Annotated in this window: 20 protein-coding genes and 1 pseudogene; 9 read left to right on the forward strand and 12 right to left on the reverse strand. The window is 69.3% G+C overall.

What is annotated here, in order from left to right; translation table 11 throughout:
- Window positions 1-25 precede the first annotated feature (25 nt).
- The gene (locus MED15_RS26165) at window positions 26-742 is read left to right on the forward strand and encodes an NADPH-dependent F420 reductase (RefSeq protein ID WP_112585298.1); all 717 of its coding nucleotides are present in this window, start codon (window positions 26-28) and stop codon (window positions 740-742) included.
- Here the strand turns inward: MED15_RS26165 and MED15_RS26170 are convergent.
- Window positions 739-1,458 (reverse strand): tetratricopeptide repeat protein, encoded by a 720-nt coding sequence (locus MED15_RS26170; protein ID WP_112601721.1) that lies wholly within the window; start codon window positions 1,456-1,458, stop codon window positions 739-741. The genes MED15_RS26165 and MED15_RS26170 overlap by 4 nt on opposite strands.
- A gap of 44 nt (window positions 1,459-1,502) precedes the next feature.
- Window positions 1,503-2,264, reverse strand: coding sequence for a GNAT family N-acetyltransferase (locus MED15_RS26175; RefSeq protein ID WP_112585296.1), 762 nt, complete (start codon window positions 2,262-2,264; stop codon window positions 1,503-1,505).
- Window positions 2,265-2,473: 209 nt separating this feature from the next.
- On the opposite strand from MED15_RS26175, the gene MED15_RS26180 reads away from it, so the two are divergent.
- The 5 genes from MED15_RS26180 to MED15_RS26200 all read left to right on the forward strand — a co-directional run bounded on the left by MED15_RS26180 (window position 2,474) and on the right by MED15_RS26200 (window position 6,310).
- Window positions 2,474-2,920 carry an iron chaperone gene (locus tag MED15_RS26180; protein WP_112725880.1) on the forward strand — a complete coding sequence of 149 codons (447 nt, stop codon included), beginning with the start codon at window positions 2,474-2,476 and terminating at the stop codon, window positions 2,918-2,920.
- A 117-nt stretch (window positions 2,921-3,037) separates the two neighbouring features.
- Complete coding sequence (locus MED15_RS26185; RefSeq protein WP_112737185.1) at window positions 3,038-3,553, forward strand: hypothetical protein; 516 nt, start codon at window positions 3,038-3,040, stop codon at window positions 3,551-3,553.
- A gap of 67 nt (window positions 3,554-3,620) precedes the next feature.
- Window positions 3,621-4,433: an inositol monophosphatase family protein gene (locus tag MED15_RS26190; RefSeq protein WP_112737187.1), complete on the forward strand. Its 813-nt coding sequence runs from the start codon at window positions 3,621-3,623 to the stop codon at window positions 4,431-4,433.
- Between the two features lie 100 nt (window positions 4,434-4,533).
- Window positions 4,534-4,938, forward strand: a complete 405-nt coding sequence (gene sodN, locus MED15_RS26195) for a superoxide dismutase, Ni (protein WP_091401080.1) — start codon at window positions 4,534-4,536, stop codon at window positions 4,936-4,938.
- 61 nt (window positions 4,939-4,999) lie between these two features.
- Window positions 5,000-6,310, forward strand: coding sequence for a radical SAM protein (locus MED15_RS26200; RefSeq protein WP_112698250.1), 1,311 nt, complete (start codon window positions 5,000-5,002; stop codon window positions 6,308-6,310).
- A gap of 144 nt (window positions 6,311-6,454) precedes the next feature.
- Here MED15_RS26200 and MED15_RS26205 read toward each other — a convergent pair whose 3' ends face one another.
- Window positions 6,455-8,017 carry a pectate lyase family protein gene (locus MED15_RS26205; RefSeq protein WP_112698251.1) on the reverse strand — a complete coding sequence of 521 codons (1,563 nt, stop codon included), beginning with the start codon at window positions 8,015-8,017 and terminating at the stop codon, window positions 6,455-6,457.
- A 489-nt stretch (window positions 8,018-8,506) separates the two neighbouring features.
- Between MED15_RS26205 and MED15_RS26210 the strand changes: the two genes are divergently transcribed.
- Window positions 8,507-9,820 (forward strand): hypothetical protein, encoded by a 1,314-nt coding sequence (locus MED15_RS26210; protein ID WP_112585284.1) that lies wholly within the window; start codon window positions 8,507-8,509, stop codon window positions 9,818-9,820.
- 60 nt (window positions 9,821-9,880) lie between these two features.
- On the opposite strand, the gene MED15_RS26215 is transcribed toward MED15_RS26210, so the two are convergent.
- The 8 genes from MED15_RS26215 to MED15_RS26250 all read right to left on the reverse strand — a co-directional run bounded on the left by MED15_RS26215 (window position 9,881) and on the right by MED15_RS26250 (window position 21,335).
- Window positions 9,881-10,960 carry a hypothetical protein gene (locus MED15_RS26215; protein WP_112737189.1) on the reverse strand — a complete coding sequence of 360 codons (1,080 nt, stop codon included), beginning with the start codon at window positions 10,958-10,960 and terminating at the stop codon, window positions 9,881-9,883.
- Window positions 10,961-11,019: 59 nt separating this feature from the next.
- Window positions 11,020-11,652: a hypothetical protein gene (locus MED15_RS26220; protein WP_112601720.1), complete on the reverse strand. Its 633-nt coding sequence runs from the start codon at window positions 11,650-11,652 to the stop codon at window positions 11,020-11,022.
- A gap of 27 nt (window positions 11,653-11,679) precedes the next feature.
- Complete coding sequence (locus tag MED15_RS26225) at window positions 11,680-14,100, reverse strand: family 43 glycosylhydrolase (protein ID WP_112737191.1); 2,421 nt, start codon at window positions 14,098-14,100, stop codon at window positions 11,680-11,682.
- A gap of 202 nt (window positions 14,101-14,302) precedes the next feature.
- On the reverse strand, window positions 14,303-16,768 hold the full coding sequence (locus MED15_RS26230; RefSeq protein WP_244220590.1) for a glycoside hydrolase family 43 protein: 2,466 nt from the start codon (window positions 16,766-16,768) through the stop codon (window positions 14,303-14,305).
- 282 nt (window positions 16,769-17,050) lie between these two features.
- A complete protein-coding gene (locus MED15_RS26235) occupies window positions 17,051-18,205 on the reverse strand; it encodes a serine hydrolase domain-containing protein (RefSeq protein WP_112737193.1) in 1,155 nt (384 codons plus the stop codon).
- A 3-nt stretch (window positions 18,206-18,208) separates the two neighbouring features.
- Window positions 18,209-19,033, reverse strand: coding sequence for a carbohydrate ABC transporter permease (locus MED15_RS26240; RefSeq protein WP_112585274.1), 825 nt, complete (start codon window positions 19,031-19,033; stop codon window positions 18,209-18,211).
- On the reverse strand, window positions 19,030-19,983 hold the full coding sequence (locus tag MED15_RS26245; RefSeq protein WP_181518455.1) for a carbohydrate ABC transporter permease: 954 nt from the start codon (window positions 19,981-19,983) through the stop codon (window positions 19,030-19,032). The genes MED15_RS26240 and MED15_RS26245 overlap by 4 nt, the downstream gene beginning before the upstream one ends.
- Window positions 19,980-21,335, reverse strand: coding sequence for an ABC transporter substrate-binding protein (locus tag MED15_RS26250; RefSeq protein WP_112585272.1), 1,356 nt, complete (start codon window positions 21,333-21,335; stop codon window positions 19,980-19,982). The genes MED15_RS26245 and MED15_RS26250 overlap by 4 nt, the downstream gene beginning before the upstream one ends.
- Before the next feature lie 372 nt (window positions 21,336-21,707).
- Between MED15_RS26250 and MED15_RS26255 the strand changes: the two genes are divergently transcribed.
- Together MED15_RS26255 and MED15_RS26260 are read left to right on the forward strand one after the other, a co-directional pair.
- Complete coding sequence (locus MED15_RS26255) at window positions 21,708-22,733, forward strand: LacI family DNA-binding transcriptional regulator (RefSeq protein WP_112698255.1); 1,026 nt, start codon at window positions 21,708-21,710, stop codon at window positions 22,731-22,733.
- A 56-nt stretch (window positions 22,734-22,789) separates the two neighbouring features.
- Window positions 22,790-23,746, forward strand: a pseudogene (locus tag MED15_RS26260) (family 43 glycosylhydrolase); the annotation flags it as partial.
- A gap of 63 nt (window positions 23,747-23,809) precedes the next feature.
- Here MED15_RS26260 and MED15_RS26265 read toward each other — a convergent pair.
- Window positions 23,810-26,203 (reverse strand): RICIN domain-containing protein, encoded by a 2,394-nt coding sequence (locus MED15_RS26265; protein ID WP_208646728.1) that lies wholly within the window; start codon window positions 26,201-26,203, stop codon window positions 23,810-23,812.
- Between the last annotated feature and the right edge of the window lie 6 nt (window positions 26,204-26,209).

The following is a 26,209-nucleotide window of genomic DNA, read 5'->3' on the forward strand; positions in this document are numbered from 1 at the left end:
CAGCACTTCCAAGCGAGAGGACGACATGAACGACAACGACCGGAGCCGGCCGGCGACCCTCGGCATCCTCGGGGCCGGCAAGGTGGGCACGGTGCTCGCCCGTCTCGCCGTCGCCGCCGGCTACCGGGTACGGGTGGCCGGCTCCGGCGACCCGGCGAAGATCGCCCTCACCGTCGAGGTCCTCGCCCCCGGGGCCGAGGCCACCACGGCGGTCGACGCGGCGGCCGACGCCGACGTCGTCATCCTCGCCCTGCCCCTGGGCAAGTACCGCAGCGTTCCCGCCGAGGCGTTGCGCGGCAAACTGGTCGTCGATGCCATGAACTACTGGTGGGAGATCGACGGCATCCGCGACGACCTCACCAACCCGCGTACCTCGTCGAGCGAGACCGTCCAGGCGTTCCTGTCCGGCTCACGCGTCGTGAAGGCGTTCAACCACATGGGCTATCACGACCTGGAGGACGAGGCCCGGCCGGCGGGGGCGACCGGCCGCAAGGCCATCGCGATCGCCGGCGACAACAACGCCGACCTCACCGAGGTCGCGGCCCTGGTGGACGCGCTCGGCTTCGATCCGGTCGTCGCCGGGCCGTTGGCCGAGGGGGTACGACTCGAACCGGGCAGCGAGTTGTTCGGCGCCAACGTGAGCGCCGACGAGGTACGCGCCATGCTTGACCGCTTCCCAGAGTCGGAGCGGGGACGGATCATCACCGCTGCCCGAGCCGCGACCTCGCCCGACGCGGCCTAGGCGTCGAACGCCGTCCGCGGTTCGAGGTGCTGGCCCACGGCGTACTGCTCGTCGAAGTCGCTCGGGCCCAGCGCCTCGGTCGCGGCGGCGCGCATCCTGGCGAGGTCCGCCGCGTCGTCCGGGTCCGGCACCTGGCCGAGTGCCGCGAACGCGGCATCGGCGACACCGATCATCCTGGCCGCGCGGGAGTGGTCCCCCTCGGCGGTCGCGAGCGCGGCGCCGGCGACGCAGACGTACGGCACGAAGTCGGCCCAACCGTTGTGGAACACCCGCTCGCGGTTCTCGGCGAACAGCGTTCGGGCCACGTCCAGGTTGCCCAGCCCCAACTCGCAGAACGCGAGGTTGTGGAATTCGGAGTTGACAGTCTTGGGTTGGCCGAGCGCCTCGTTGAGCGCGATGCTCTCCCGGTACAGGTCCCGAGCACGGAGCAGGTCACCGGACATCCTCGCCACGCCGGCCAGCACGTGCCTCGGTCGTTCCTCCAGGGCCCGGTCGCCGGAGCGCAACGCCACCGCGAGAGCCTCCCGGGCTCGTGCCTCTCCCCCCGGCAGGTCACCGCCGCGAATGGCGACCCGGGCGAGGCTGTACCGGGCCTCCACCTCGCCAGCCAGGTCACCGGCCGCCTGGGCCCGCTCGATCTCGGCCTCGCTCATCCGCACCACGGCGTCGGTCTCGCCTCGGCGAAACGCCGAGCGCACGCTCTCACTGAAGGTCATGGCCTTCTCCCCCATCACTGACACCGCCCGGTCGAAATCGTCCGTCACCGCGCGTGGAACATGGTCCAGGTCTCCACGAGCGTGAAGCCCATCGACTCGTAGAGTGGCCGACCCATCACGCTGGTGTGCAGGTAGGCGGCGTCCGCGCCGGCCGCGATGCCGTCCCGCAGAACCGTCTCGGTGATCACCCGGCCCAGGCCACGACCCCGGGCGGACGGAACGACGGCGATGTTGAACACGCCGACCACCCCCGAGGTCCGCATCCCGAGCCCGGTGCCGACGGGCCGGCCGGACTCCTCGGCCAGGTAGCCGGTGATGGGGTCGGCGTCGAGCACCGCACCACCCATCAGCGATCCGAAGAGGCCCTCGGGAACCTCGAAGCTCCGGGTGAGGGCGTCGGTGTAGAGGTCGTTCTCGGCGGCGCCGACCTGACGCACCGAGGGGCGCTCCGCCGAGCCGGCGCGGAAGGTGAGGTCGTCCGCCGCGCAGGCCAGCAGGGGCAGCTCGGCGCGTTCGAGGAGGCCGTGCCGGGCCGCGAGGTCAGCGACCTGGTCGTCCGCCTCGCCCCTCACGATGATCGACCAGTGTGCGGCCTGCCGGCCGACTTGGATCGCCATCTCGTCGAGCGACCCGAGGTCGGGCTCGGTGGACCTGTCGTACGCCGCATTGAGCGTCGCGACACCAGCCTGCGTCACCCCCGCGCGGGCGGTGCCCCGCTCGGCGTACCCGCCCTTCGGAGTCACCCCGCACAGCGCCTCGAAGGCGTCGAAGTACGCCGCCGCCATCCGATCGGCGGTGATGTTCATGACGGGACTCCCTAGACCGGTCGTTCTGCTCCGGTCGACAACCTAGCCACCGATCACGCTGACCAGCAAATCACGGGCGCGAGGACCGCCACCTGCTGTCCGGCTTCGAACCGATCAGGAATCGAGAAGCCCGAGAGAGTCCGAGCGGCCTAGCCTTTCCCCAGGTGAACGGCAGCACGCCGACCTGGACGACAAGAGGGAGCCCGAGAATGTCCGCGAAGACCACTACCGTGTCCGACGGCTTCAGCCCCGAGGAGCGGGCCGCGATGAAGGAGCGCGCCAACGAGCTGCGCGCCGAGGGCAAGAAGGGCGCCAAGAAGGCGGACGGACTGCAGGCGGTCCTCGACCGGATCGCGCAGATGGAGCCGGAGGACCGCGCGCTCGCCGAGCGGGTGCACGTGACGGTGAGCGCCGCCGCCCCGGGCCTTACGCCGAAGACCTGGTACGGGATGCCCGCCTACGCGAACGAGGACGGCAAGATCATCGTCTTCTTCCAGGACTCCGGCAAGTTCAACTACCGGTACTCGACACTGGGCTTCCAGGACCCGGCCAACCTCGACGACGGGGACCTCTGGCCGGTGGCGTACGCGTTGCAGCAGTGGAGCCCGGCCGTGGAGAAGAAGATCACCGAGCTGGTGCAGACGGCGGTCTCCTGACCGACGCCCGCCCCCTCGTTGGCTCACTCCCGGTGCGATGATCGAGGGCCGGAGCCGACGGAGACAGGTGGTGCGGACGATGCGGTATGGGCCGCCGGCGGTACGACGGGTCCACCGATGACCGGCCGGGCCGGTGAGGTGTTCGACACCGGTCGGACGGTGTCCGACATCGAGTCGTTGCTCGCCGCGGACCTGCCCACGGGCGGCGTGCCGGTCAGCGAGGGGGACCCGGTCACCGGTGAGTGGACGGGCACCCGCGGCGAGGGCTTTCGGATCGTCCCGCTCTGGGAGAGCGAAGCCCTGACGGGTGTGTACGGTCCCGAATGGAACGAGGCCGAGGATGCCGCCGAGGCGAACCTTGCCCTGGTCGTAGCGGAGTTGGACCAGAGGTGGGGCGCGCACTGCAAGGTCTCCATGCGGGTGCCGCTGTTTCGGGATCAGGCCGGTGAACCCATGCCGGCGCTGTTCCAGTCGCTCTGCGACCTGGACTGTTACGGCGACCTGGCGGTCTGGGGGCCGACGGTGGCCGAGGGTCGGTGGATCGCGGTCTCGGTCAACCAGTGCGACGGCGACGCTCCCATGATCATGACAGCGGTTGTCAGTCAACCACCGATCATCGAACTGTCGGACTGACCCGCCCGGCGCCCACGCCCCGGTACGTGCCCTCATCGACGTCGCCCACAGCTCCTATGGTTCGTGCATGTCGATCACAGACCATGCGCTGGTTGTCGAGGCGGCGGAAGCTGGAGCCGCAGTTGTCCGCTCCCGGTACGGCTCCACACTGACGCGCGTCATGAAGACCGGCGGCGACTTCGCCACCGCCGCCGATGTCGAGGCCGAGCAGGCCATCCTCGACGTCCTACGCACGGCGCGTCCGGACGACGCCGTGGTGGCCGAGGAGAGCGGGCGCACGGGTACGGGCGACAACGGACGCACCTGGCTGGTCGACCCGCTGTGCGGCACGTTGAACTTTGCCGCGCGGACCATGCTGACCTCGGTCAACGTCGCCCTGCGCACCGGGTCGGACGTCACAGTGGCGGCCTCGGCGGACCCGTTCGCTGATGAGGTGTTCTGGACCGACGGCACCGCCGCGTACGTCCGGAGTGCGGGGACGGACGAGCGACTGTTCCCGTCGGCCGAGTCGACGCTGGTCGACCTCAACCTCGACCCGCCCTTCCCCAACCGGGACGTCTTCCTGGCCGCCCGCATGCTCGCCGACGAGGGCTTCCTCGAACAGTTCCGGCCCCGGGTGGTCTCCACCAGCCTCGCCGTGGCCTGGGTCGCCGCCGGTCGCCGCGCCGCCTATGTGACGGACCGCCACGACCTGCGCAACAGCGTCCACTTCGCGGCCGGAATCGCGCTCTGCCAGGCGGCCGGCTGCGTGGTCACCGGGCTCGACGGCCAGCCGCTGCACGCTGGTGGGGACGGTCTCGTCGCGGCAGCGGACGAGCGGACGCACGCCGCCCTGCTGACGCTCATCCGGAAACAGGGCTCGCGATCGATTCGGCCTTGACATGAAGTGCGGTTGAGGTTCTAGCGTCCCTAAATGATCACGTCGGGGCCGCCGCGCCCGGACGTACGTCAGCTGAACGACCACCGTCGAAGGGATTCCGATGTTCCTGTCCCGCCTTCTCCGCCCGCGTACCGTCGCGAGCGCGCACTGCGACCTCCCCTGCGGCGTCTACGACCCCGCGCAGGCCCGCATCGAGGCCGAGTCGATCAAGGCGATCTCCGAGAAGTACCAGGCCAGCGACGACCCGGAGTTTCGCACCCGCGCGCTGCTCATCAAGGAGCAGCGGGCCGAGCTGGTGAAGCACCACCTCTGGGTCCTGTGGACCGACTACTTCAAGCAGCCGCACTTCGAGAAGTACCCCCAGCTGCACGGCCTTTTCAACGAGGCGACCAAGCTGGCAGGTGCCGGCGGCGCGAAGGGCGCCGCGGACCCGGCGGTCGCCGAGCAGCTCCTCGGCAAGATCGAGGAGATCTCGAAGATCTTCTGGGAGACCAAGCAGGGCTGATCAGCCGGCACCGGGTGGCACCCGCCACCCGGCTCGGCGTACCGCGTTCGGGAGGAACCGCATGACGTCGCGCACCGACCTCGTCGAAGAGTTGATGGGCCGTTTTCCACACGTGCCGCGGGAGGCGGTCCTCAAGGAGGATCTGCTGCGGGGCGGGCTCGCCTTCGACGACGCGGCACTGACCGACAACGAGCACGGCGACGTCAAGCCGAAGTCGTACTTCATCTTCTCCTTCGATCACCGGACGCTGCCGGAGTTGGGGACGGCGGCGCTGCGCCGGCCACCGGAGGAGATCGTGCTCACCGGGGGTCCGTACGGGCTGCGTCGTACCGTCGTTTCGGTCCGCACCAACCCCAGCTCGCCGTACCGCGTCGGCACCGACAGCGACGGTCGACTGCGCCTGTTCCTGGACGGGCGGCCGATCGCCGACGTCGGGCTGCCCCCCATGCCGGCGTATTACCGCCACACGCTCGCCAACGGCAAGTCGGTGATGGAGGTCGCCCCGACGATCCAGTGGGGTTACCTCATCTACCTCACCGCGTTCCGGGTCTGCCAGTACTTCGGCGCCAAGGAGGAGTGCCAGTACTGCGACATCAACCACAACTGGCGGCAGCACAAGCAGGCCGGCCGGCCCTACACCGGGGTCAAGCCCGTCGACGAGGTCCTCGAGGCCCTGGAGATCATCAACCGGCACGACGTCGACCGCGCGTCGCAGGCGTACACGCTGACCGGTGGCAGCATCACCTCGCAGGTCAACGGGCTGGCCGAGGCCGACTTCTACGGCCAGTACGCGCAGGCGATCGAGGAACGGTTTCCCGGACGGTGGATCGGCAAGGTCGTGGCCCAGGCGCTGCCCCGAGCCGATGTGCAGCGGTTCCACGACTACGGAATCCGCATCTACCACCCCAACTACGAGGTGTGGGACAAGCGGCTGTTCGAGTTGTACTGCCCGGGCAAGGAGCGGTACGTCGGCCGGGAGGAGTGGCACCGGCGCATCCTCGACTCCGCCGAGGTTTTCGGCCCGCGCAACGTGATCCCGAACTTCGTGGCGGGCGTCGAGATGGCCGCCCCGCACGGCTTCACGAGCGTCGACGAGGCGATCGCCTCCACCACCGAGGGGCTTGACTACTTCATGTCCCGGGGGATCACGCCCCGGTTCACCACCTGGTGCCCGGAGCCCACCACACCGCTGGGCCGGACGAACCCGCAGGGCGCGCCGCTCGAATACCACGTCCGCCTGCTGGAGGCCTATCGGGCGACCATGGACGCCCACGGCCTGTCCAGCCCGCCCGGGTACGGCCCCGCCGGGCCCGGGCGAGCGGTCTTCTCGGTCAGCTCCTTCATGGACACCCTGCCGTCCACGGAATCGTGACGGACCCGCTCGGCTGGCCCGCCCAGGTGGATCCGCCGATGAGCGGTATACCTCAGAGGTATAAATATGCCTCTGAGGTATACCGCTCAGAACCGCATCCGCCCCGACGAAGGTGCCGACGGTGATCAGCAGCGCGACACTCGTCTAGCTGGCGTACGTCTCGAACTCACCGACCCGTGGCGTACCGCTGGAGCTGTTGATCTTGAAGTTGATCTTGCTCATCGCGGCGGTCGAGAAGGTGATCGAACCGGCCCCGCTACCGGAGGCCAGGACGGCTCCGTTGTCGTTGTTGATCAGCTGCCAGGACCCGATGGAGCCCTGGGTGCCGGACGGCTCGCGGATCACCACCCGGGACACCTGGGTCGCGGAGCCCCACTTGATCGAGATCGTGCCGGTCGACCCGGCCGGCGACCAGTAGGTGCTCAGGTTGCCGTCGCGCACGTTGCCGTAGCTGGTCCCGCTGGCCTTGCTGGAGCCGTCGGCGCCGGCGCCCAGGCTGAGGTTGGTCCCGCCGGTGGGCGGAGGCGTCGTGGGCGGAGGCGTGGTCGGCGGAGGCGTCGTGGGCGGCGGGGTGGTGGGCGGCGGGGTCTGCGGCGAGCAACTGCCGTTGGACACCTTCAGACCCGTGTTGGCACCGACCGTCTGACGGACGATGTCCGGCACGCAGCTCGCCCCGTCGAGGCTGTACGGGTACGGGATGCTGACAGTGGTGTTGGAGGTCGGGTTGGGGCCGGCGGGGTAGTTCTCGCTGCCGGCGCTGGACCAGGTCACGTTGTCGAAGACGTTGCCGGCGACCTGCCAGTAGCCGCGCTCGTTGGTGTAGAAGGTGCCCAGGACGTCCTTGGAGTCACGGAAGTAGTTGTTCTCCACTTTGGCCCTGGCCCCTGCCCGGGAGTTGATCCCGGATTCATGCAGGCTCACGTAGTGGTTGTTGTAGATGTGGGCAACGCCGCCGCGTAGCAGCGGCGTGCGGGAGTCGATGTTCTCGTAGAGGTTGTGGTGGTACGTGATGAAGCCGTTCGACAGGTCGCTCTCGCTGGACCCGACGAGACCGCCGCGACCGGAGTTGCGCAGGATGCTGTAGGACAGCGTCACGTACTGGGTGTTGTCCTTCATGTCGAAGAGGCCGTCGTACCCCTCGGACTCCCCGCCCGAGGCTTCCAGGGTGACGTGATCGACCCAGACGTTGCGGACCGTGCTCTCCATGCCGATGGCGTCCCCACCGTTGGAGGTGGGCGAGCCCGACTTCTTGACGTTCCGCACTGTCACGTTCTGGATGATGATGTTGCTCGAGTCGCGGATGTGGATGCCGAGCTGGTCGAAGACGGCGCCGCCACCGACCCCGATGATGGTGACGTTGCTGATCTGCTTGAGCTCGATCACGCCCGCGGCGGTGTTGCAGCTCGACCCGGACACCTTGCTGGTGTTGCCGTGGTTGATGGTCCCGGTCACCTCGATGGTGATCGGGGTGCTGCTGCTGGTCCGTCCGCACAGTGCCGCGTGGATCGCCGTGCCCGTGCTGGCCCGCACCGTCTGCCCGCCCGCGCCGCCGGTGGTCCCGCCGTTCTGGGTGGCGTAGCCGGTGGCGTTACCGACCGCCGCCGACGCCTGCGGGGTCGGCAGCACCACCCCGGCCGCGATCACCACGCCCGCCGCAGCCGCCGCGGCCAATACCGCCTGACGTCGCAACACGACTGGTCGTCTCATGTCGCCTCACCTTCGCATTCGTCTCGTTCCAGGCTTCGCCCCGACGGACATCGCGACCGCACCTGCCGACGAACATCATTCAGAATTGGCGACAGTCAATCGCGAGGATTTCATCGAGGTCTCTCACGCCCTGGTAGAAGCGGGGATGTGTCGCGCGAACGGGGTGTGCCCGGTAACACCGCTCGCCCGACCGTTAAATGAAACATCGATGCAACGCAATCGTAGGAAAGCGGTTTCCCTGAAGGCAATAGCTGGCGCTTGCAGGTTTGTTGCAGTGCTCGCGGTAGGGGTCGGGCGCGCGGGCCAGCGTGGTCCGGCCCGCCGGCGGGGCGGGTTCCCGGCTTGTTGCGCGCTCGGTATTGACACCGTTGGGCCCGCCATCGATGCTCTGCTAAATCAGTTTAGCGACCGACTCACTCCGCCCCGTCCCACTCCTGGTCCCCGGGCGGGATCGCTGACTGAGCGCACCACCCCCGAGAAAGGACCCGCATGAGACTGCGACAAGGACTGATCCCGATCGCTGCCACCCTCGTCCTGGCCGGCGCATCCGGCACGGCGTACGGCAGCGCGAGCGGCAGCCGGGGCGCCACGGACGGAATCCGCAGCATCACCCCGATCACCACCGTCTACACGTACGGCCAGAAGGTCTCGGCGGTGGCGATCGAGTACGGGGCCGCGGTCAACCCCCGCACCCTCGACACCGCCACGTTCTCGGTGACCGACACCATCTACAACTTCCGCTTCAACCCCATCGAGGACCTGCCGAAGCTCGCCGACCGGACCGTCACCCACACCTACACCAACGGGACACCGGGCACCCGTGCCGACCACCGATCGACGCCGGGCAGGTACGTCATCGTCGAACTCGACCCCGCCGACACCGGCGGCTCGACGGTCATCGTCTCCAAGTGCCCGACCTTCCTCTGCACGGTGAAGGTCAACCCCGAGCTGCCGACCCGGGTCGTGCAGCGCAAGGACGTGCACGGCCAGCCCGGCCGCGGGGCCGGCAAGGGGCCGGTGCTCGCCCGGGCCACCCCGCGCGAGTCCCGACCGGTCACCGAGAAGCCGGTCAACCAACTGGTCGACGAGTTCACCTACGGCTCGTTCCTGAGTGGCGGAATGGTGCTGCCGTACCACTACCACCTGCCGAAGAACTACCAGCCGGGCCGCAAGTACCCGCTGATGGTCGTCCTGCCCGGTCACGGGATGGGCTGGGACGGTGACAACCTCGGCGTCCAACTCGCCGCCGACATCCCGGCGACCGCGTGGCTCCAACCGCGGTGGACCGGCACCGCCGAGGACGTCATCGTCCTGGCGCCCCAGCACCAGCGGGTCGGTGGGGCCGCCGAGGCGGACCTGCTGGTCAAGCTGCTCGACCAGTTCGTCGGCCAGTTCGCGGTGGACACCCGTCGGGTGTACGCGACCACCGTGTCGTACGGCTCCCAGCTACTCTGGGAGGCGTTCGCCAAGCGTCCGGACCTGTTCGCCGGCGGGTTGGTGACCGGTGGTTTCCCGGTCAACGCCACCCAGGCGACCGCCATCGCGGCGGCCGAGGTGCCGGTGTGGATCACCCACGGCGAGCACGACCACCTGCTCAACGTCTCGGGCGCGCGTAACTCCACTGCGGTGCTGCGGCAGGCGTACGCCGCCCGGGGCAAGACGCCGGAGCAGGCTGCCGACCTGGTGCGCTACACCGAGTACGCCGACGCCGCGTTCTCGTTGCCGGACTACCACGCGGCGTTCGGGCCGACCTACGAGGACGCCAGCATCCTGCGCTGGCTGCTGGGCCGGTCCAAGCCCTGAGGCCGCGGACCGGGCGACGCCTCGCCGCGATCCGGCAGCGCGATTCCTCGCGCAGACGGGTTACCGGCCGGCGTCGCCCGCGTCGGGCTCGGCAGCAGCGGGCGCGCCCCCGACGAGCACCGACTCCTGACCCTCCTGCCGGCCCTCCTGCCTCGCGCGGGCCAGCAGCCCGGCCAGCCGACGCCGCCGGTGCCGGGCCGCCGCCCGCAGCCCCAGGAGCAGGCCGGCGAGCAGACCCAGCAGTGCGAGCTGCGCCCACGGTACGACCCAGGTGGTGACGGTGGCCGAGGCCGGTCGGAGGTCGGCCCCGGCCTGGCCGTCGCCGAGCAGCGTCGGCGAGGTGCTGACGGTCGTGCGGAGGCGCCCCAGGGCCCAGACGCCGTCGGCCCGGGTCTCCACCGTCCGAGCGCCGCCGGGCAGCAACTCCTCGACGGCGCTGGTGGCGTCGTGGCTGGTCCGGCCCAGGAGGTCGGACAACGCCACCCGACTCGTTCCGCTGACCCAGACGTTGCCGTCGTTCTCGACGGTGTAGCGGACCCGCACCGTGCCACCGGCGAAGGGGTTCCACGACGGGGAGTACGTCACGTCGAGGCCCCCGACGGCCAGGGCGGCCTGCGCGGAGCCGTTCACCCGCAGCATCACTCGGAAGCCGACGCGGCTCTCGACGTTGACCGTGCCGCCGGTGCTGGTGACGGTCGCGGCGATGCCGGCCGGGTGGTCACCCGGCGTGGCGCCCTGGGGCACCGTGATCGTGAACGGCACCACCCGTGTCTCGTTGGGGCCGACGGTGACCTTCTCCTGCACGTCGATCCAGGTGCCGCCGTCGACCGAGGGACGGTCGGACGACAGCATGTTGAAGCGGCCCTTGTCGGTGAGGTAACCGTCGGCGGCCTTCAGGGAGAAGGCGACGGCGGTGCGGCTGAAGTTCCGTACCGCCAGGTGCTCGGTCACCACCTGCCCCGGATCCAGGCTGGCGTTGATCCATCGGCGTTGGTCCGGCCCGGTCGCGGTGGCCGGTTGGACCGTCCAGGTCAGGGCCTTCGGGTCCGGTTCCGCCGCGGCCGCGGTCGGCGCGGCCGCAACCGCGAGGGACGCGACGGCGAGGACGACGAGCGCCCGGCGCAGCGGGGTGACGGTCATGAATCGGCCCTTCGGCACGGGGCTGGGCGGGGGCCCGATCCGGGCCCCCGCCCAGGCCACTACTCGAACAGTGAGAGCGTGAGTGTGGAGCTGTACGCGCCGGCGGCGACCTCCGCGGGGGTCCGCAGGTACAGGTCGGCGTTGACCGAGTACGAGTCGCTGGCGACGGCCTCGGAGTCGAAGGCCGAGACCAACAGCTCCTGGTCGACGAGGCCGACATTGTTGCCCGGCTGAGTCGGCTCGTCCAGGCTGGTCACCACCTCCTCGCCCTCGGTGACCAGGCCGGTCTCCCCGCCGTCGAGCAGGCGCGGCTTCCAGCCGAAGTGGTCGGCGGTGATCGGCGCCTGGCCGGCTGCGCCGGCGAAGTCGGTCGCGCTGCCGAGCACCGCCCAGTTGGCGCCGTCGGGCACCTCGTCGGCGACGCGGGTGTCGGTGACAGTCACCGTCGGCAGCGTGCCGACGAACTGGCGTACCAGCAGCGTCGAGCCGTCCTCGGAGAGCGCGACGGCGTCGCCGGCGATCGACAGGGCGAGCACGCCCGGTTCCCTGATCTCGTCGATGTCGACAGTGACCCGCACGCTGGCGTCGTCACCGGGCTCGGCCAGTGCGGGCGACGGCAGCACCGCCGCTCCGGTCAGCACAGCGCCGACGACGCCGACCGCGAGTGTCCGCCGCCGTTTGTATGTGTTCATGTGATCTCCGTTCTCCGCCATGAGGGGTTATCCGCCGCAGGTGCCGGCGGGGTGTTGCACGGTGCGGACGGTCGTCACGTCGTGGCCGTCGATCGCCCCGGTCACCCGGGCCGTCGCCGAACCCGCCGGCACCGACACGGCACGGGTGTTGAAGGACTGGTAGGCGTTCGCGCCCGGCGCGACGGCCGCGAAGGACCGCTCGCCGTACGGCGTCTCGAGGGTGATGCCCACCGGCGCGTCGTGGTCGTTGCGCGCCTGCACCGCCACGTACGCCTTGCCGCCCACGCACCGCGTGGACGCGGTGAGCGTGACGGGCAGGTCGAGGCTGTCCGCCGCGAAGGCCCAGTTGTCGATCTCGAAGAGGTCGACGCCGGCCGGGCCGGTGTAGGTGAAGTAGACGTCGTGCACGCCGCTGACGCCGTCAAGTTCGGCGGTCACCTCGGCCCACTGTCCGACCGGGGTGTCGACAGCGACCGTGCCGACGACGGGACCGTTGACGTCGTCCAACCGGACCTGGATCTGCCCGCCGGCGGCGAGCGCACGCACCCGCGCCGTCAGGCTCTGCGCGCCGTTGTCCCCGAAGTTCACCGAGGACAGCGCCGTCCAGTCCCCGTTGTCGATGTCGCGCACCACGAGGTTGGGTGCCGCGCCACCGAACTGGGCGGAACTGCCGTCGACAGTCGTGGTCGCGACGCCCTTGCTCCAGCCGAAGGTCTCGGCCTCGAAGACGCGGTACGGGTCGAAGTCGCGGACCTGGTCTACGCCGGCGTAGGTGCCGACGACCTGCTGGATGGTGCCGTCCGGGTTGAAGGTCAGTTGCTGGATGTGCGGGCTGCGGTACCCCTGGGTGGTGTTGCCGTTGATGCGCTTGTTCAGCGTCGGGGCGTGGTACGTGAAGTAGTACCTGCCCCCGAACTCGAACACCGACTGGTGGTTGTTGCCACCGGTGCCGGCCCCGAAGAACTGCGACTGGTTCGGGAAGAGCACCCCGGCGTAGGTCTCCTTCGGCCACGACATCGGCCCGTCGGAGATCATGTAACCGATCTGGCCACCCCCGGGGTAACCGGGGAGCGGCTGCTGGTTGCCACCGAAGTCGTTCCCGCCGAAGTGCGAGGAGTACGAGAAGTAGTACTTGCCCTGGCGCTTGAAGACGTGGCCGGCCTCGAAGGCGACCGGGGCGTCGACCACCGCGGCCGTTCCCTCGGTGGAGACCATGTCGTCGCCGAGTTCGATCGACCGGATGTTCTTCGGGTTGTTGAAGCGTTCGGCCGGCGGCATGCTCGTCGACGCGGGACCGCCACCGAAGTAGAGGTACGGCTGGCCGTCGTCGTCGACGAACGGGGCCGGGTCGAACTTCCACGCGACGGCCTCGGCGCCGGGGGTACGGCCGTCGATCAGCGTGCTCGTGCGCTCGCTGGTCCACGGGCCGAGCGGCGACGCACCGGTGATCACATTGCTGGAGCCACCGCCGTTGGCGTAGTAGAGGAAGAACTTCTCCACTCCGTTCACCACCTTCTTGGTGATGCCCGGAGCCCACGAGTTGGCGGTGAACGGGGCCACCCCGTTGGGGCCGGCGACCTGGATCTCACCGTGGTCCGTCCAGTTCACGAGGTCCTCCGAGGAGATCACCGTGATCTGGTTGATGTCGCCGTAGTTGATCCCCGGCGAGACGCCCGTGGTGGGGTTCGGGGCGTAGCCCTGGGTGTCGTTGGTCATGTACATGTAGACCCGGCCGTCGTGCACGAGGCCGAAACCGTCAGCCCCGAACTTGTGCCCGATCAACGGGTTGTGCTCCCCGGGCAGCTTGCCGACCACCTCGATGGTCTTCGACGCGGGCGCGGGCGGCGCGGCGCCGACCACTGACACGTCGTCGAGCTTGAAGTCCATCAGGTGCAGAGCCGGGTCGGTGGACGGCGTGCTCGTCCAGGGGGTCTCGAAGAACAGGCGGGCCGTCGACACGCTCTGCGTCGTCGGGATCGTGAACGTTCCGTTGAACTGTGCCCACTGGCCCTTCGTCGCCGTCACGCTGACGAGGTTGGTGTAGGTGCCACCGCCGTAGTGCATGGTGGCGAAGAACTGCTTCGTCGCCGGTCCGCTCTCGTTCTCGTACTTGATGCGGGCCGTGAGGGTGTAGGCCTGGCCGGCCTGCACCTTGCCGCTGAGGTCCTGCATCGGGCCGGACCCGGTGGTCGTCCGGCTGGTCACGAGCGCCGCGTTCGCGCCGGAGTGGGCGTCCGACGTGGCCGACAACTGGGCGCCGTCGGAGGCGTTTCCGTTGTTGACGAACCAGTTGGCCAGGCCGTCCTCGAACCCGCCGTTGACGACGAGGTTCGTGTCGGCGGCCTGGACCGGCGCCGCCGGGGCGACGAAACCCGTGGCCAGCATCAGGCCGACCGTCGCGAGCGCTGCGACCCGTCCTCGGGTCGCCCGTCGCATTCGTTGTTCCACGAGACATCCTCCTTCATCTCTGACGTGCGGTCATCGGTGTACGGGGGATCGGTGGGTGCGCTTCCGTGGTGGTCCGGACATCAGGGGTCGACTGCCGCCACCGGTCCGACAGTGGCCGGCGGCACGGGACAGGTCCGCTGTTCCGTACCGCCGGGCCGGTCGCCGGTGGTGCTGGTCGGCGGGCCGAGGGCTCGTGGTGGGGCTATCCGCCGCAGGCGCTGGCGGGGTGCTGGGTGGCGTGGACGGTGGTCACGTCCCGGCCGGCGACCACCCCGGTGGCCCGGACCGTCGCCGAGCCGGCCGCCACCGACGACGCGCGGGTGTTGAACGACTGGTAGACGTTCGCCCCCGGCGCGACGGCGGCGAACGACCGGTTCCCGTACGGGGTCTCGACGGTGATCTCGACGGCCTCGTCCGAGTCGTTGCGCACCTGCACCGCCAGGTACGCCTTGCCGCTCAGGCAGCGCACCTGGGCGGTGGCCGTCACGGGCAGCGCCGCCAGCACTCCGAGTCGGGCCAACTGGTAGCTGAGTGCCCGCTCCGGTGCGTCGATCTGGTTCTGCGTGCCGAGCTGGCCGGCCCGTGCCGACGTCGCCGCCGCGAGCGCGGACCGCGTCGTGGCCCAGGCGTCGGCCGGGTAGTGCCGCGGGTCGAGTGTCTGCGCGTGGGCGATGGCCGCGTCGAGGGCGGTGGTGTCCAGTGGCCGGGCCTGCGCGGTCAGCACGTCGCTGAGCAGGTAGTCGTCGAAGTCCACGTGGCCGCCGGTCTCCTGGGTCGCGTAGTTGAACAGACCCACCCGGTGACCCATGAAGTGGGCGAGGCTGCCGTCGAGCGCCTGCGGGCCCACGCGGTTGCCCAGCCGGGTCCACTGGACCCCGTCCAGGCTGTAGTAGAACGTCGTCCAGAGCTGGCCGACCGGCGCGGAGAAGTCGAGGTCCGCCTTCACGTGCACCTCGGTCGCGTCGCCCAGCGACACCGTCGTGCCGGCGACGAAGTTCTCCAGCGTCGACTGGTCGAGGTCGACAGCGAACGGCTGCGACCGGTTCACCACGCCGAGGGTGTTGACGTCACCGACGCGCTTGACCGCCACGTACGAGAATCCGCGGTTGTAGGCGGCCAGGCCCGCGACGTCGCCGTTCTTCATCCCGGAGACGTCCATCCGGGTCTGGACCGACTGTCGTGGCCCGAACGTCCGCTGCGAGAGCGTGTTGCGTGCCTCCTCGAACCACGCCAGCTCGGCCCGGTTGGACAGCTTCGTGTAGACGTACTGGCCGGTGACCACAGTGCCGGCCGTCAACCGCAGCCAGCCGTCGCGGTCGGTCAGTGACCAGTACCGGTTGTCCGGGGCGTGGTTCCACTCCCACGTCAGGTCCAGCCGTGAGCCGTTGGGGGCGATCTCCGCCGGGTCGAGCGGTGCGGGGACCGTCCACTGCTCGTCCTGGTACGCCTTGTGCGGCGCGTCGTTGGCGAAGTCGTCCGAGGCGACGATGCTCTTCTGCCGCTCGAACAGCTCCTCGGCCGGGCTGAGCCGGATCGGCTTGTCGAAGAGGCCGTTGACCGGCACGACGCCGTTGGTGCCGAAGGTCGGCCACCCGTTCTGCCAGGTGGCGGGGATGAGCGCCGGGATCCGGCCGATCGGGAACGTGTCCCGGAAGAACATGCCGTGCCAGTCGGTCCCGCCGCCCGCCCGGCTGATCGGCACCAGGCTGCCCTGCGCGAAGCCGTTGGAGTTGAGCACTCCGCGCGCCTCGTAGGTGTTGACCCCGCCGGCCGAGGTGTAGCGCCCGAGCAGGTCCTTCGACCGGAACATCACCACCTGGCGTCCCTGTCCGGACGGCCAGGTGATGATGACGGCGTAGTACCAGCCGTCGATGTGATAGACCTGCGCGCCCTCGAACAGACCACCGATGAACGGCTGCCCGGCGTAGTTGTTGGCGGTGAAGATGTTCGGGTAGTCCTGCGCGATGGCGGTCAGGTCGGAGTTGAGGCGTACGGCGCTGGTGCCGCCGGAGCCGTAGAAGATGTACGGCGTGCCGTCGACGTCGAAGAAGAGCGACGGGTCGTGCAGGCCACGGCCGAGGGCGGTGCGCTGCCACGGGCCGTTCTCGATGTCGTCGGTGCGGTAGAGGTACGCCCCGCTGAGGTTGTTGGTGTTGAAGACGGCGTAGAACGTGCCGTCGTGGTAGCGCAGCGACGACGCCCACTGGCCCTGGCCGTACGAGTTCTGGCCGTTGCGCAGGGAGAAGGAGTCGCCGATGCTCGCCCGGTCGAAGACGTAGTTGACGATCTCCCAGTTGACGAGGTCGTACGACTTCATGATGGGCGCACCCGGGCTCAGGTGCATGGTCGTGCTGATCATGTAGTAGAGGTCGCGGCCCTCGTCGTTCTCGGCGGCCGGCACCCGCTCGACGCTGATGTCCGGCACGTCGGCGTTGAGCAGCGGCACCGAGTAGGTGCCGGCGCCGGTGTCGGTCGAGGTGTACGACGATCGGGGTGACCATCCGTCGGCGGCGTGCGCGGCGGCGGGGGTGGCCACCAGGCCCGCACCGACGAGAACGGCCGCCGATGCGAGCGCACACAGTGAACGGAGACGATCCGTGAGCACTGTGGACGCCAGTCTGGTCAACGTGCTGGTGGCGTGGCGAGCGGCGGCGTTCAGGCTGTTCACAGCGGATGCGCGGGCGATGTTCAGGACACGCGAGCGGACCGGCACGACCAAGGCGAGCTCCAAACGCGAGAGCGGCGTGAAGGCCATCGTGTTATCGCTAACAACGCCTGTCAAGACTATCAATGAAACGTGCCCGAACTATCCCCGTAACACCGACCACCAACCGCAGTGGACAGACGGTTCCCAGGTCGGACCCCGGCGATCATGAAGTTGTTGCGCCAACACGCCGTCATCGAAGGCAATAACTTCATGATCACCGGGGTCGCACTAGGCCCGGTCGCCTCAGTCGTTGAGGCAGGCGCGGACGGCGGCGGTGAGCAGATTGGCGCGCTCGTCGCCCATCCCGCGCATCTGGTTGACCACGTAGCCGAAGCCCACCTGATGCTCGGCGTCGGCGAAGGCCAGGTTGCCGCCCGCGCCGTCATGGCCGAAGCTGCGCTCACCCAGCAGGGGCCGGGCCGGTGGTGAGTGCAGCAGGAAGCCGGTGCCCCAGCGCTGCCCGGTGTCCGGCGGGCCGTGCCGCTGCTGACCACGTGCGCGAACCACTACCGCGTCGTCCACCGACGCCGCCGTGAGCAGCGGTCCACGGTGGAGTTCCGACACACAGGCGGCGTAGAGGCGCGCGAGGCCCTCGGCGGTGCTCACCGCGCCCGCGCCGGGAACACCAGCGGCCCGGATGGCGTCGTCGTTGAAGCTGACCAGGCCGTCGGCGTCGGCGGGAAAGGCGAAAGCGCCACCCATGGTGATGCCCCGTTCGGCTACCGGGTCCACGAACGGGTCAGGGTCCGGGGGCGGTGCCAGGCCCCAGGCGACGGTGTCGCTCTCGGCGGCCGGGAGCCCCAGCCAGGTGTGCAGGCCGAGCGGGCCCGCGACGGTGTCGGCGAAGAACGCGCCGGGCAGTTGGCCGGTGATGCGGTGGATCACCTCTCCGACCAGCCAGCCGTAGGTCATCGAGTGGTAGCCGTGCGCCGTACCCGGCTTCCACAGCGGGGCCTGCGCCTCGATCGCCTTGATGACCGGATCCCACGCCAGCACCTCGTCGAGGGTCAGGGAGCGGTCCACCGCGGGCAGACCTGCCTGGTGCGTGAGCAGCCAGCGCACCGGGATGTCCGCCTTGCCGTGTTGTCCGAACTCCGGCCAGTAGCGCGTCACGGGAGCGTCGAGGTCGAGCCGGCCCTGTTGGGCCAGCAGGTAGGCGCAGATCGCCAGGATCCCCTTGGTGCAGGAGAAGACGACGACCGGCGTGTGCGCGCTCCAGGGCCGCCCGGTACGGGTGTCGGCCACCCCGCCGTACAGGTCGACGACCTTGCGGCCCCGCACGTAGACGGTGACCGCGGCACCGACCTCTCCCCGGGAGGTGAAGTTGTCGCGGAAGACGTCGGCGACGCGCCCGAAGCGATCGTCGACGTCGCCGTGGATCTGCGGCTGTGTGACCACTGCCTACCCCTTCACTGACCCTTGGATCAGGGCCTTGATGAACTGTCGCTGGAAGATCAGGAACACGATGAGGGTCGGGGTGAGGATCAGCAGCGACCCGGCACACAGCAGCACCAGGTCGGTGCCCCACTGGCCCTGGAACGCTCCGAGCGCCCCGGCCATGGTGCGTTTGGTGGCGTCGTCCACGAGGACGATGGCGAGCAGGAACTGGTTCCACGTCCAGAGGAACATCAGGATCGTCAGCGAGGCGATCGCCGGCCGGGCGAGCGGCACCTGGACCCGCCAGAACAACTGCCACGTGCTGCTGCCGTCCACCCGGGCCGCCTCGGACAACTCGACCGGCACGTTGGTGAAGTGTGCCCGCATCCAGAACACCGCGAACGGCATGTACAGCCCGATCAGCGGCAGGATGATGGCCCAGCGGGTGTTGAGCAGGCCGAGGTCCTGCATCTGGTAGTAGAGCGGCGTGACCACGGCCTCGAACGGCAGGGTCAGACCCAGCAGGAAGAGACCGAAGACGAGTCGGCCACCGGGCACCCGCAGCTGACCGAGCCCGAAGCCGGCCATGGTCGCGATGAGCACCGACACCGGTACGACACCGGCCACGATGAGCAGGCTGGAGCGGAGCAGGGCGCCCATGTTCGCGGCGGTGAAGGCGTCGGCGAAGTTGCCCCACTGCGGGTCGGACGGCCAGTCGAGCCCGCTGGGCACTGTGCCCCGGGGCTGCAACGCCGCCGAGAGCATGCTCACGAACGGCAGCAGGGTGACGACGATCAGGGCGATCAGGAAGACCCGGCCGGTCAGCTGTTCGCGTCGGCTCAAATTCACTGCTTCTCCCCTCGGCTCAGGCGCTGGATCGGCAGCACACACGCCAGCACGAGCAGCATGAGTACGACAGCGAGCGCCGAGGCGAGCCCGACCTGCCGCTGCGAGAAGGCCAGCCGGTAGATCTCCAGGCCCGGCACTGTGGTCTGGAGGCCGGGGCCGCCGCTGGTGGAGATGTAGACGATGTCGAAGCTCGCCAACGCCGCGATGATCGTCACGGTGAGGCAGACGCCGATCTCCTGGCGCAGGCTGGGCAGGGTCACGGCGAGGAACTCGCGGACCGGACCGGCACCGTCGAGGCGGGCGGCCTCGTACAGCGCCGGATCGATCTTGCTCATGCCAGTGACCAGAAGGATCGTGCAGAGGCCGAGCAGCACCCAGGCCCCGATGACGCCGACGGCTGGCAGCGCCGTGTCGAAGTCGCCGAGCCAGGCGCGGGCGACGCCACCCAGCCCGACCGCGCGCAGCGCCTGGTTGACCAGACCGTTCGACGAGAGCAGCCAGCTCCACGCGATGCCCGCCGCCACCAGGGGGATGACCTGCGGGAGGAACAGGATGGTCCGGACGACGGTGCCGAACGCGCCGGTGGTGATCCGGCGAACCATGCTCGCCACCAACAGCCCCAGCGCGACGGGGATGAAGCTGAAGAAGACGATCAGGACCATCGCGTTGCCGATGATTTTCAGCAGGTCGCTGTCGGTGAAGACGGTGAGGTAGTTGTCCAGGCCCACCCAGCGGGCCACCCCGATGCCGTTCCAGTCGTAGAGCGAGTACTGGAGCGTCAGGACGAGCGGGCGCAGGACGAACACCGCGTACATCACCAGGGCGGGCAGGACGTACAACCAGCCGGTCCCGGCCGCGCGGGCCCACCGGAATCGGTGGGCCCGCGTGGGGGTGGGGCGGGCGCGACGATCGTCACGCCCGGTTGGTGCGCTGCCGAGGGCAGACGTCATCGGGACAGTTCCTTCTGATACTCGGCCTGGACCGCCTTCACGTACCCCTCGGGCGTCTGCTGGCCGGCGATCAGCTTCTGCATCTCCGGCGTGATCGCGGCGGCGAAGATGCCGCCGGTCGCGTTCGCGGTGAAGTCCACGGCGCCGTTCTCCGCGCCGAGCTGCTGCGACGCCTTCAGGGTCTCGGCCAGCACCGTGTTCGGGGCGGCGCTCGGCACCGGCAGGTCACTCGGGCCGCCGGGGCTGGAGCCGCCGACGGTCACCGAGATCTCGCGGGCCTTGGCGTTGGTGTGCACCCAGTTCAGGAAGTACGCGGCGGCGTCCGGGTTCTTGGCCTTGGCGGAGACGCCGAAGGTGTTGGGGGCGGACATCGCCACGTGCTTTCCACCGGGAGACTCGGTGGGGAAGAGGAAGAAGCCCACATTGCCGGGCATCGACTTGTCGAGGTTGGCCGACTCCCAGTCGCCGTTGAACATGAACAGGCCGTTGCCCTTCTGGAACTCCCCCACCATGCCCGCGTAGTCCAGGGCGTTGGCGTCCTTGGTGAAGTAGCCGGCCTGGGCCCACTTCTGAATGGTCTGGGTGGCCTTCAGGGCGGCCGGGGTGTCGAACGTGGCCCCCGGCTTCTGGAAGATCCAGTCGGCGACCTGGGTCGGGTCGCCGAACTGGTTCTGTAGCGCCTGGTGCGGGAAGTTGATGCCCGCGGTGTTCTTGTTGAACTGCATGATCGGCTGGACCCCGCCGGTCTTCGCCTTGGCCAGCAGCTCCTCGAACTCAGCGACGGTGGCCGGCGGCTGAGTCATGCCGATCTGGCTGGCCAGCTTCTTGTTGTAGAAGACGCCGGTGACGCTGTAGCCGAGCCCCATCCCGTACAGCGAGCCGGTGCCCCGGGTGTTCTCGCCGACGCGCAGCTGCATGAGCTGCGAGGCGGGGAACTTGTCCCAGCCGTACGCGGTGAAGTACGGGTCGAGGTTCTTGAGCAGGTCGTCCTTGACCAGGTCGACCATGGTCGGGAGCCGGATGATGTCGGGCGAGTTGTCCGAGGCCATCACGCGGGGCGCGTTCTCCACGATCACAGTGAACTGGTCCTCGCGGATGTTGAACTTGACGTTCGAGTGCTGCTTGGAGAACTCGTCGGCCAACGCCTTGGCCAGCGGGAAGCCGGTCTCCGCGTACATTTCGAGGGTGATCGGGTCGGTGCCCAGCTCCGTCTTGACGGCGGCATCGGACTTCTGCGTCGATGACCGGTCCTCGCCCGGCGCGCTGCAGGCCGTCGCGGTCATCCCGACCGCCAGCAGCGACGCGAGGAGCACCGTTCTCCGTCGCGGGAACTTTGTCAGCAATTCTGCCATTTCATGACTCCTTGACATCTCCACGCGTCCCGCGACCCATGGCCGCGCGACGGCTCCACCGGGACCACCGCGACCGTGCGGCCGCCACGACACGTACGCCGTGACCTGTCGCCCGGGCGCAGCACCCGTACCGTCAGCAGAAAAGAACCCGGCACGGCCACCGAAGGCGCCTCTGGATGCACCAGAAGTGGTCGCTAAACTGATTTAGCAGAGCATGCGCGCGGCACGGGGAGCTGTCAAGGACAACTTGGCAACGGTGCGGAAACGTCGGGTTCACACCACGCCGACGTGACCGGCGCTCGATCCCGGACGACGACGCATCATGATGGGCGGGAGCGGCGCCTGTGGCGCCGCGCCTGATTCGGAGGACTGATGGGCCGCAACAGAGCAACACTCGCCGACGTCGCGCGGAGAGCCGGGCTGTCCAAGACCGCCGCGTCGATGGTGCTCAACGGCAGGGAGGGCACCCGACTCTCGGCCGAGGCGCACCAGCGGGTGTTCGCCGCCGCCGAGGAGCTCGGCTACCGGCCCAACCTCGCCGCGCGCAGCCTGCGCACCCGCAAGACGGCCACCATCGCGTTCGTCTCCGACATCGTGGCCACCACCCGGTTCGCCGGCGACCTCATCCGCGGCGCCCTCGACGCGGCCCGCGAACGGGACCACGTCCTGCTCATCACCGAGACGCAGGGCGACGCCACCTTCGAGCAGTACGCCATCGAGGCCGTCCTGGACCGGCAGGTCGACGGAGTGATCTACGCGGCGATGGCGACCCGACGGCTGACTGTGCCCCCGGCCATCCTCGGGGGCCCGGTGGTGCTGCTCAACGCCACCAGCCCCGACGGCCTGCCCAGCGTGGTCCCCGACGACGAGGGAGCCGGCCGCTCCGTCGCCACCGCCCTGCTGGAGCTTGGCCACCGCGACGCGATAGCGCTCATCGGCCGCAACCGACTCAAGGAGGACGACCCGGAGGTCTCGCTCGCCGCCCGCGCCCGCCTGCACGGCATCCGGCAGACGCTGGACGAGGCAGAGGTCGGCCTCCTGGCCGAGTGTTTCTGCACCGAGTGGTTGCCCGAGCACGGGTACGCCGCCATGCGTAGCCTGCTGGGCAAGCCGAAGCGACCCAGCGCGATCATCTGCATGAACGACCGGCTGGCCTTCGGGGCCTACCAGGCACTCGGCGAGGCGGGGCTGACCGTCCCGGAGGACATCTCGGTGATCTCGTTCGACGACGACCCGATCGCGGCCTGGTTGCGTCCGAGCCTGGCCACCACGGCGCTGCCACACGAGCAGATGGGGCGACGAGCGGTCGAGCTGCTCCTGGACGGGGGCGCCGCCGAACCCTCGCTCGTTCCGATGCCGCTGCGCCGACGCCGGTCCCTCGCGCCTCCGGCCGGCTGACCACCGACCCTCCATCCGTGCCGACGGTTTGACGTTGACCGGCGCTAAAACGGTTTAGTGCTAGGTTTCCGACCATGCTTCGTCTACCCGACCACTGGGTGTGGGACAGCTGGTACGCGCGGGACGACAACGGCCTCTGGCACGTGTTCTTCCTGCGCGCGTCCCGCGCCCTGCACGACCCGCACCGCCGCCACCGCCGGGCCACCATCGGCCACGCCGTCTCGGCGGACCTGCGCTCGTGGCGCCTGGTCGCCGACGCCGTGGTCCCCGCCGACGCGCCGAGCTGGGACGACCTGGCGACCTGGACGGGCTGCACGGTCCGCGGGCCGGACGGACGGTGGTACCTGTTCTACACCGGGGTCGGTCGTGCGGAGGACGGGCTCGTCCAACGCATCGGACTGGCCGTCTCCGACGACCTCATGACCTGGCACCGGCACGGCACCGAACCGATCGTCCAGGCCGACCCCACCTGGTACGAGCTGCTGGACAAGGAGCTGTGGTACGAGCAGGCGTGGCGCGACCCGTGGGTGTTCCCCGACCCCGACGGCGAGGGTTGGCACATGCTCATCACCGCCCGCGCCAACACCGGTCCGGCGGGCACCCGTGGCGTCGTCGGCCACGCCACCTCAACCGACCTCGTCACCTGGACCGTCGCGCCGCCGCTGTCGACTCCGGCCGGCTTCGGTCACCTGGAGGTGCCCCAGGTCGCGGTCGTCGACGGCCAGCCGCTGCTGCTCTTCTCCACCGAGGCCACCGGCAGCGCTCGGCGCGACGACCACCGGATCTGGGTGGCGACCGGCGAGACCACCCTCGGGCCGTGGGACATTGCTTCCGCCCAACCGTTCGCCCACCCGCACCTGTACGCGCCCCGGCTGGTCCCCGGACCCGCCGACGACTGGTCCCTCATCGGCTTCCTCGACCACGTCGACGAGACGTTCGTCGGGGAACTCACCGATCCCATCCCGGTCCGCTACCAGGCCGCGACCGGGCTGACAGTGGTCGAAGCCCCGTAACCGGACAGGTCCGGGCCGAGGCGTCCCGCCCCGGCCCGGACCTGTCGGTGTCCAGCTACTGGATCAGCTGCGCAGCTGCCACTGCTGGTTGGTGCCGCCGCTGCAGGACCAGAGGATCAGCTTCGTGCCGTTCGCCGTCGCGGCGCCGTTGGCGTCCAGGCAGAGACCCGACTGCACTCCCGTGATCGTGCCGTTGGAGTTGATGTTCCACTGCTGGTTGACACCACCGTTGCAGTCCCAGATCACCACCTTCGTGCCGTTGACGGTGCCCTGGCCGGAGGCGTCCAGGCACTTGGTGCCGTAGACCATGAGCTGCCGGCTCGCGGTGTGGGTCCACCGCTGGTTGGCGACGTTGCTGATGCAGTCCCAGATCTGGGCCTGCGTGCCGTTGGTCGTGCTGGAGTTACCGATCTCGGCACAGCGGCCCGACTGGGCGCCCACGATCTGCACGTTCGTCGGGTTGGTGCTGCCACCGCTCTGCACGCCGGCCGTGTTGATCACGGTCTGCGCGCCCGACGGCCAGTTGCCGTTGCTGACCGTGACGTTGCCGTTGACGACGTTGCCGCGGTCGCCGTTGGTCACGTTCGTGGAGTTGTTCGTCGACCAGTTGTTGGTGACGGTGAAGTTGCCCATGTTCTCCGCGTACCAGTAGTTGGCGGTGGCCCAGGTACCGGTGGAGGAGAACACGTTGTTGCGGGCGGTGTAGTAGCGGGAGCCCTCGTCGAAGTAGAGCCCGAACCAACCGTTGGTCCGCAGACAGTAGTTCTCGGCGATCAACCCGCCCGGGTTCGCCGACAGCGAGTAGATGCACCCGCCGTCGGTCATCTGCTGCATGACGTCGTGCACGTAGTTGCCGATGACCTGGTTGTTGGCCGCGGTGGTCGCCGTGGAGTAGCGCGGCTGGTAGTTGTACAGGCCACGGTTGGCGTAGTGCTGGCTGCCGCCGGCGTCGTTGGCGCCCCAGCCGTAGCCGACCGACAGGCCGGTGTACGGCATGTTGTAGACCTCGTTGTGCGAGACCAGCGAGGTGTTCACGTAGGTGGTCAGGATCGAGACCACGCCCCGGTACTCCAGACCGAGATCGTGCACCTTGTTGTTGCTGATGGTGACGTTGCGGTTGACCATCCGCTGGTCGCTGGGATGGTGGGCGTCGGCGCGCACGCCGCCGACCACGACGCCACCGGCGGAGTTACGGGCGATCTCGGAGCGGGTGACGGTGATGTTGTTGGCCCCCAGGCCGACACCGCTGGCGTGGGCGTTGGCGTCGTTGCCGATGCCGATCGCGGTCTGCCCGAGGTTGACGAACTGGGAGTCGCTGAAGGTGATGGTGTTGGCCGCAGAGACCTGCACGGCGGCGGGCATCTGGTTCCAGTTCGGCCGGGTGGCCTCGAACTGGGGGCAGCCGGCCTGGCAGGAGGTCAGCGCGTCGGACGGACGGGACCAGGTGCCGGTGATGTGGGCGCCGGTCTGCTGGTCGGCGAAACCGTTGCTGCTGCTCGGGCCGAGCCAGCTGGTGCCGGTGAAGGTGATGCCGCTGAACGAGATGTGGTGTGCGGGCGCGTCGTAGGTGCCGCCGACGTTCACCAGGGACTGCAACTGCGGCAGCTCCACGCTGACCGAGCTCATGTTCTGTCCGCTGAGCGGGATGTAGTTGAGCTGGCCGTTGCTGGGATTGAGGTACCACTCCCCCGCCGAGTCCAGGAACTCGTACGCGTTGGTCAGGTAGAAGGGGCCGGCGCGGTGCGGGCTGGAGAGGGTGTCGAACCCGAAGGTGTTGTTGTTCCATGCGGGCTGCTGCATCGTCAGGAAGTTTCCGCTGATGCTCTGCACCGGCGAGTACCGGTCGGTGAACGAGCCGACGCTCTCCACCTCGACCCGGTTCTGGTTGCCGAGGTTGTTGAGGTAGCTGAGCGCGCCGTTGGTGAACCGCATGCCGGACGTGGTGAAGGTGAAGTCGGAGCGGTTCACGGCGGTGCGTGCCCGGGTGGCGACGGCCCCGTTGACGTAGAGCTGACGGGAGTCGAGCCCAGCGCCGACGTTGGCCCGCCAGATGTTCTTCCCGGAGTCGACGAGCGACCAGCCGGTGACCGCCCGGGCGCCGGTGATCGTCGGACGTGCGCCGGAGGCCGCCCGCCAGATCACCTGATAGCCGTTGTTGCCCGAGTCGGCCGCGGTGAACCGCAGCGGCGACGAGAGCCGGTACGCGCCGTTGGCCAACTCCACGACGATGTCACCGGACATCGCGCTGTTGATCGCCCGCACCGCGGTCTGGGCGGCGGTCAGCGAACACGGTTGGCTGGCGGAACACGCGGTGCCGGTGCCGGAGGGCGACGCGTAGAGGGTGGTGGTGGCCGCGAGGGCCGGAGAGGCCGAGGCGGTTACCGCTACCAGGGCGGTCACCGCTGTCGCGGCGGCGCCGGCCAGCAGTCGGCGCAGCGGCGAAAGGGACGAGGACACGGGATG

The sequence above is a fragment of the Micromonospora noduli genome (assembly GCF_003264475.1).
Lineage (GTDB): Bacteria > Actinomycetota > Actinomycetes > Mycobacteriales > Micromonosporaceae > Micromonospora > Micromonospora noduli.

Bases quoted from the DNA above. Each gene is read 5' to 3' on its own strand.
- MED15_RS26210 (WP_112585284.1), top strand. From the start codon at position 8,507: ATGAGACTGCGACAAGGACTGATCCCGATCGCTGCCACCCTCGTCCTG.
- MED15_RS26190 (WP_112737187.1), top strand. From the start codon at position 3,621: ATGTCGATCACAGACCATGCGCTGGTTGTCGAGGCGGCGGAAGCTGGA.
- MED15_RS26180 (WP_112725880.1), top strand. From the start codon at position 2,474: ATGTCCGCGAAGACCACTACCGTGTCCGACGGCTTCAGCCCCGAGGAG.
- MED15_RS26215 (WP_112737189.1), bottom strand. From the start codon at position 10,960: ATGACCGTCACCCCGCTGCGCCGGGCGCTCGTCGTCCTCGCCGTCGCG.
- MED15_RS26205 (WP_112698251.1), bottom strand. From the start codon at position 8,017: ATGAGACGACCAGTCGTGTTGCGACGTCAGGCGGTATTGGCCGCGGCG.
- MED15_RS26250 (WP_112585272.1), bottom strand. From the start codon at position 21,335: ATGGCAGAATTGCTGACAAAGTTCCCGCGACGGAGAACGGTGCTCCTC.
- MED15_RS26175 (WP_112585296.1), bottom strand. From the start codon at position 2,264: ATGAACATCACCGCCGATCGGATGGCGGCGGCGTACTTCGACGCCTTC.
- MED15_RS26200 (WP_112698250.1), top strand. From the start codon at position 5,000: ATGACGTCGCGCACCGACCTCGTCGAAGAGTTGATGGGCCGTTTTCCA.
- MED15_RS26255 (WP_112698255.1), top strand. From the start codon at position 21,708: ATGGGCCGCAACAGAGCAACACTCGCCGACGTCGCGCGGAGAGCCGGG.
- MED15_RS26185 (WP_112737185.1), top strand. From the start codon at position 3,038: ATGACCGGCCGGGCCGGTGAGGTGTTCGACACCGGTCGGACGGTGTCC.
- MED15_RS26245 (WP_181518455.1), bottom strand. From the start codon at position 19,983: ATGACGTCTGCCCTCGGCAGCGCACCAACCGGGCGTGACGATCGTCGC.
- sodN (WP_091401080.1), top strand. From the start codon at position 4,534: ATGTTCCTGTCCCGCCTTCTCCGCCCGCGTACCGTCGCGAGCGCGCAC.
- MED15_RS26165 (WP_112585298.1), top strand. From the start codon at position 26: ATGAACGACAACGACCGGAGCCGGCCGGCGACCCTCGGCATCCTCGGG.
- MED15_RS26170 (WP_112601721.1), bottom strand. From the start codon at position 1,458: ATGACCTTCAGTGAGAGCGTGCGCTCGGCGTTTCGCCGAGGCGAGACC.
- MED15_RS26220 (WP_112601720.1), bottom strand. From the start codon at position 11,652: ATGAACACATACAAACGGCGGCGGACACTCGCGGTCGGCGTCGTCGGC.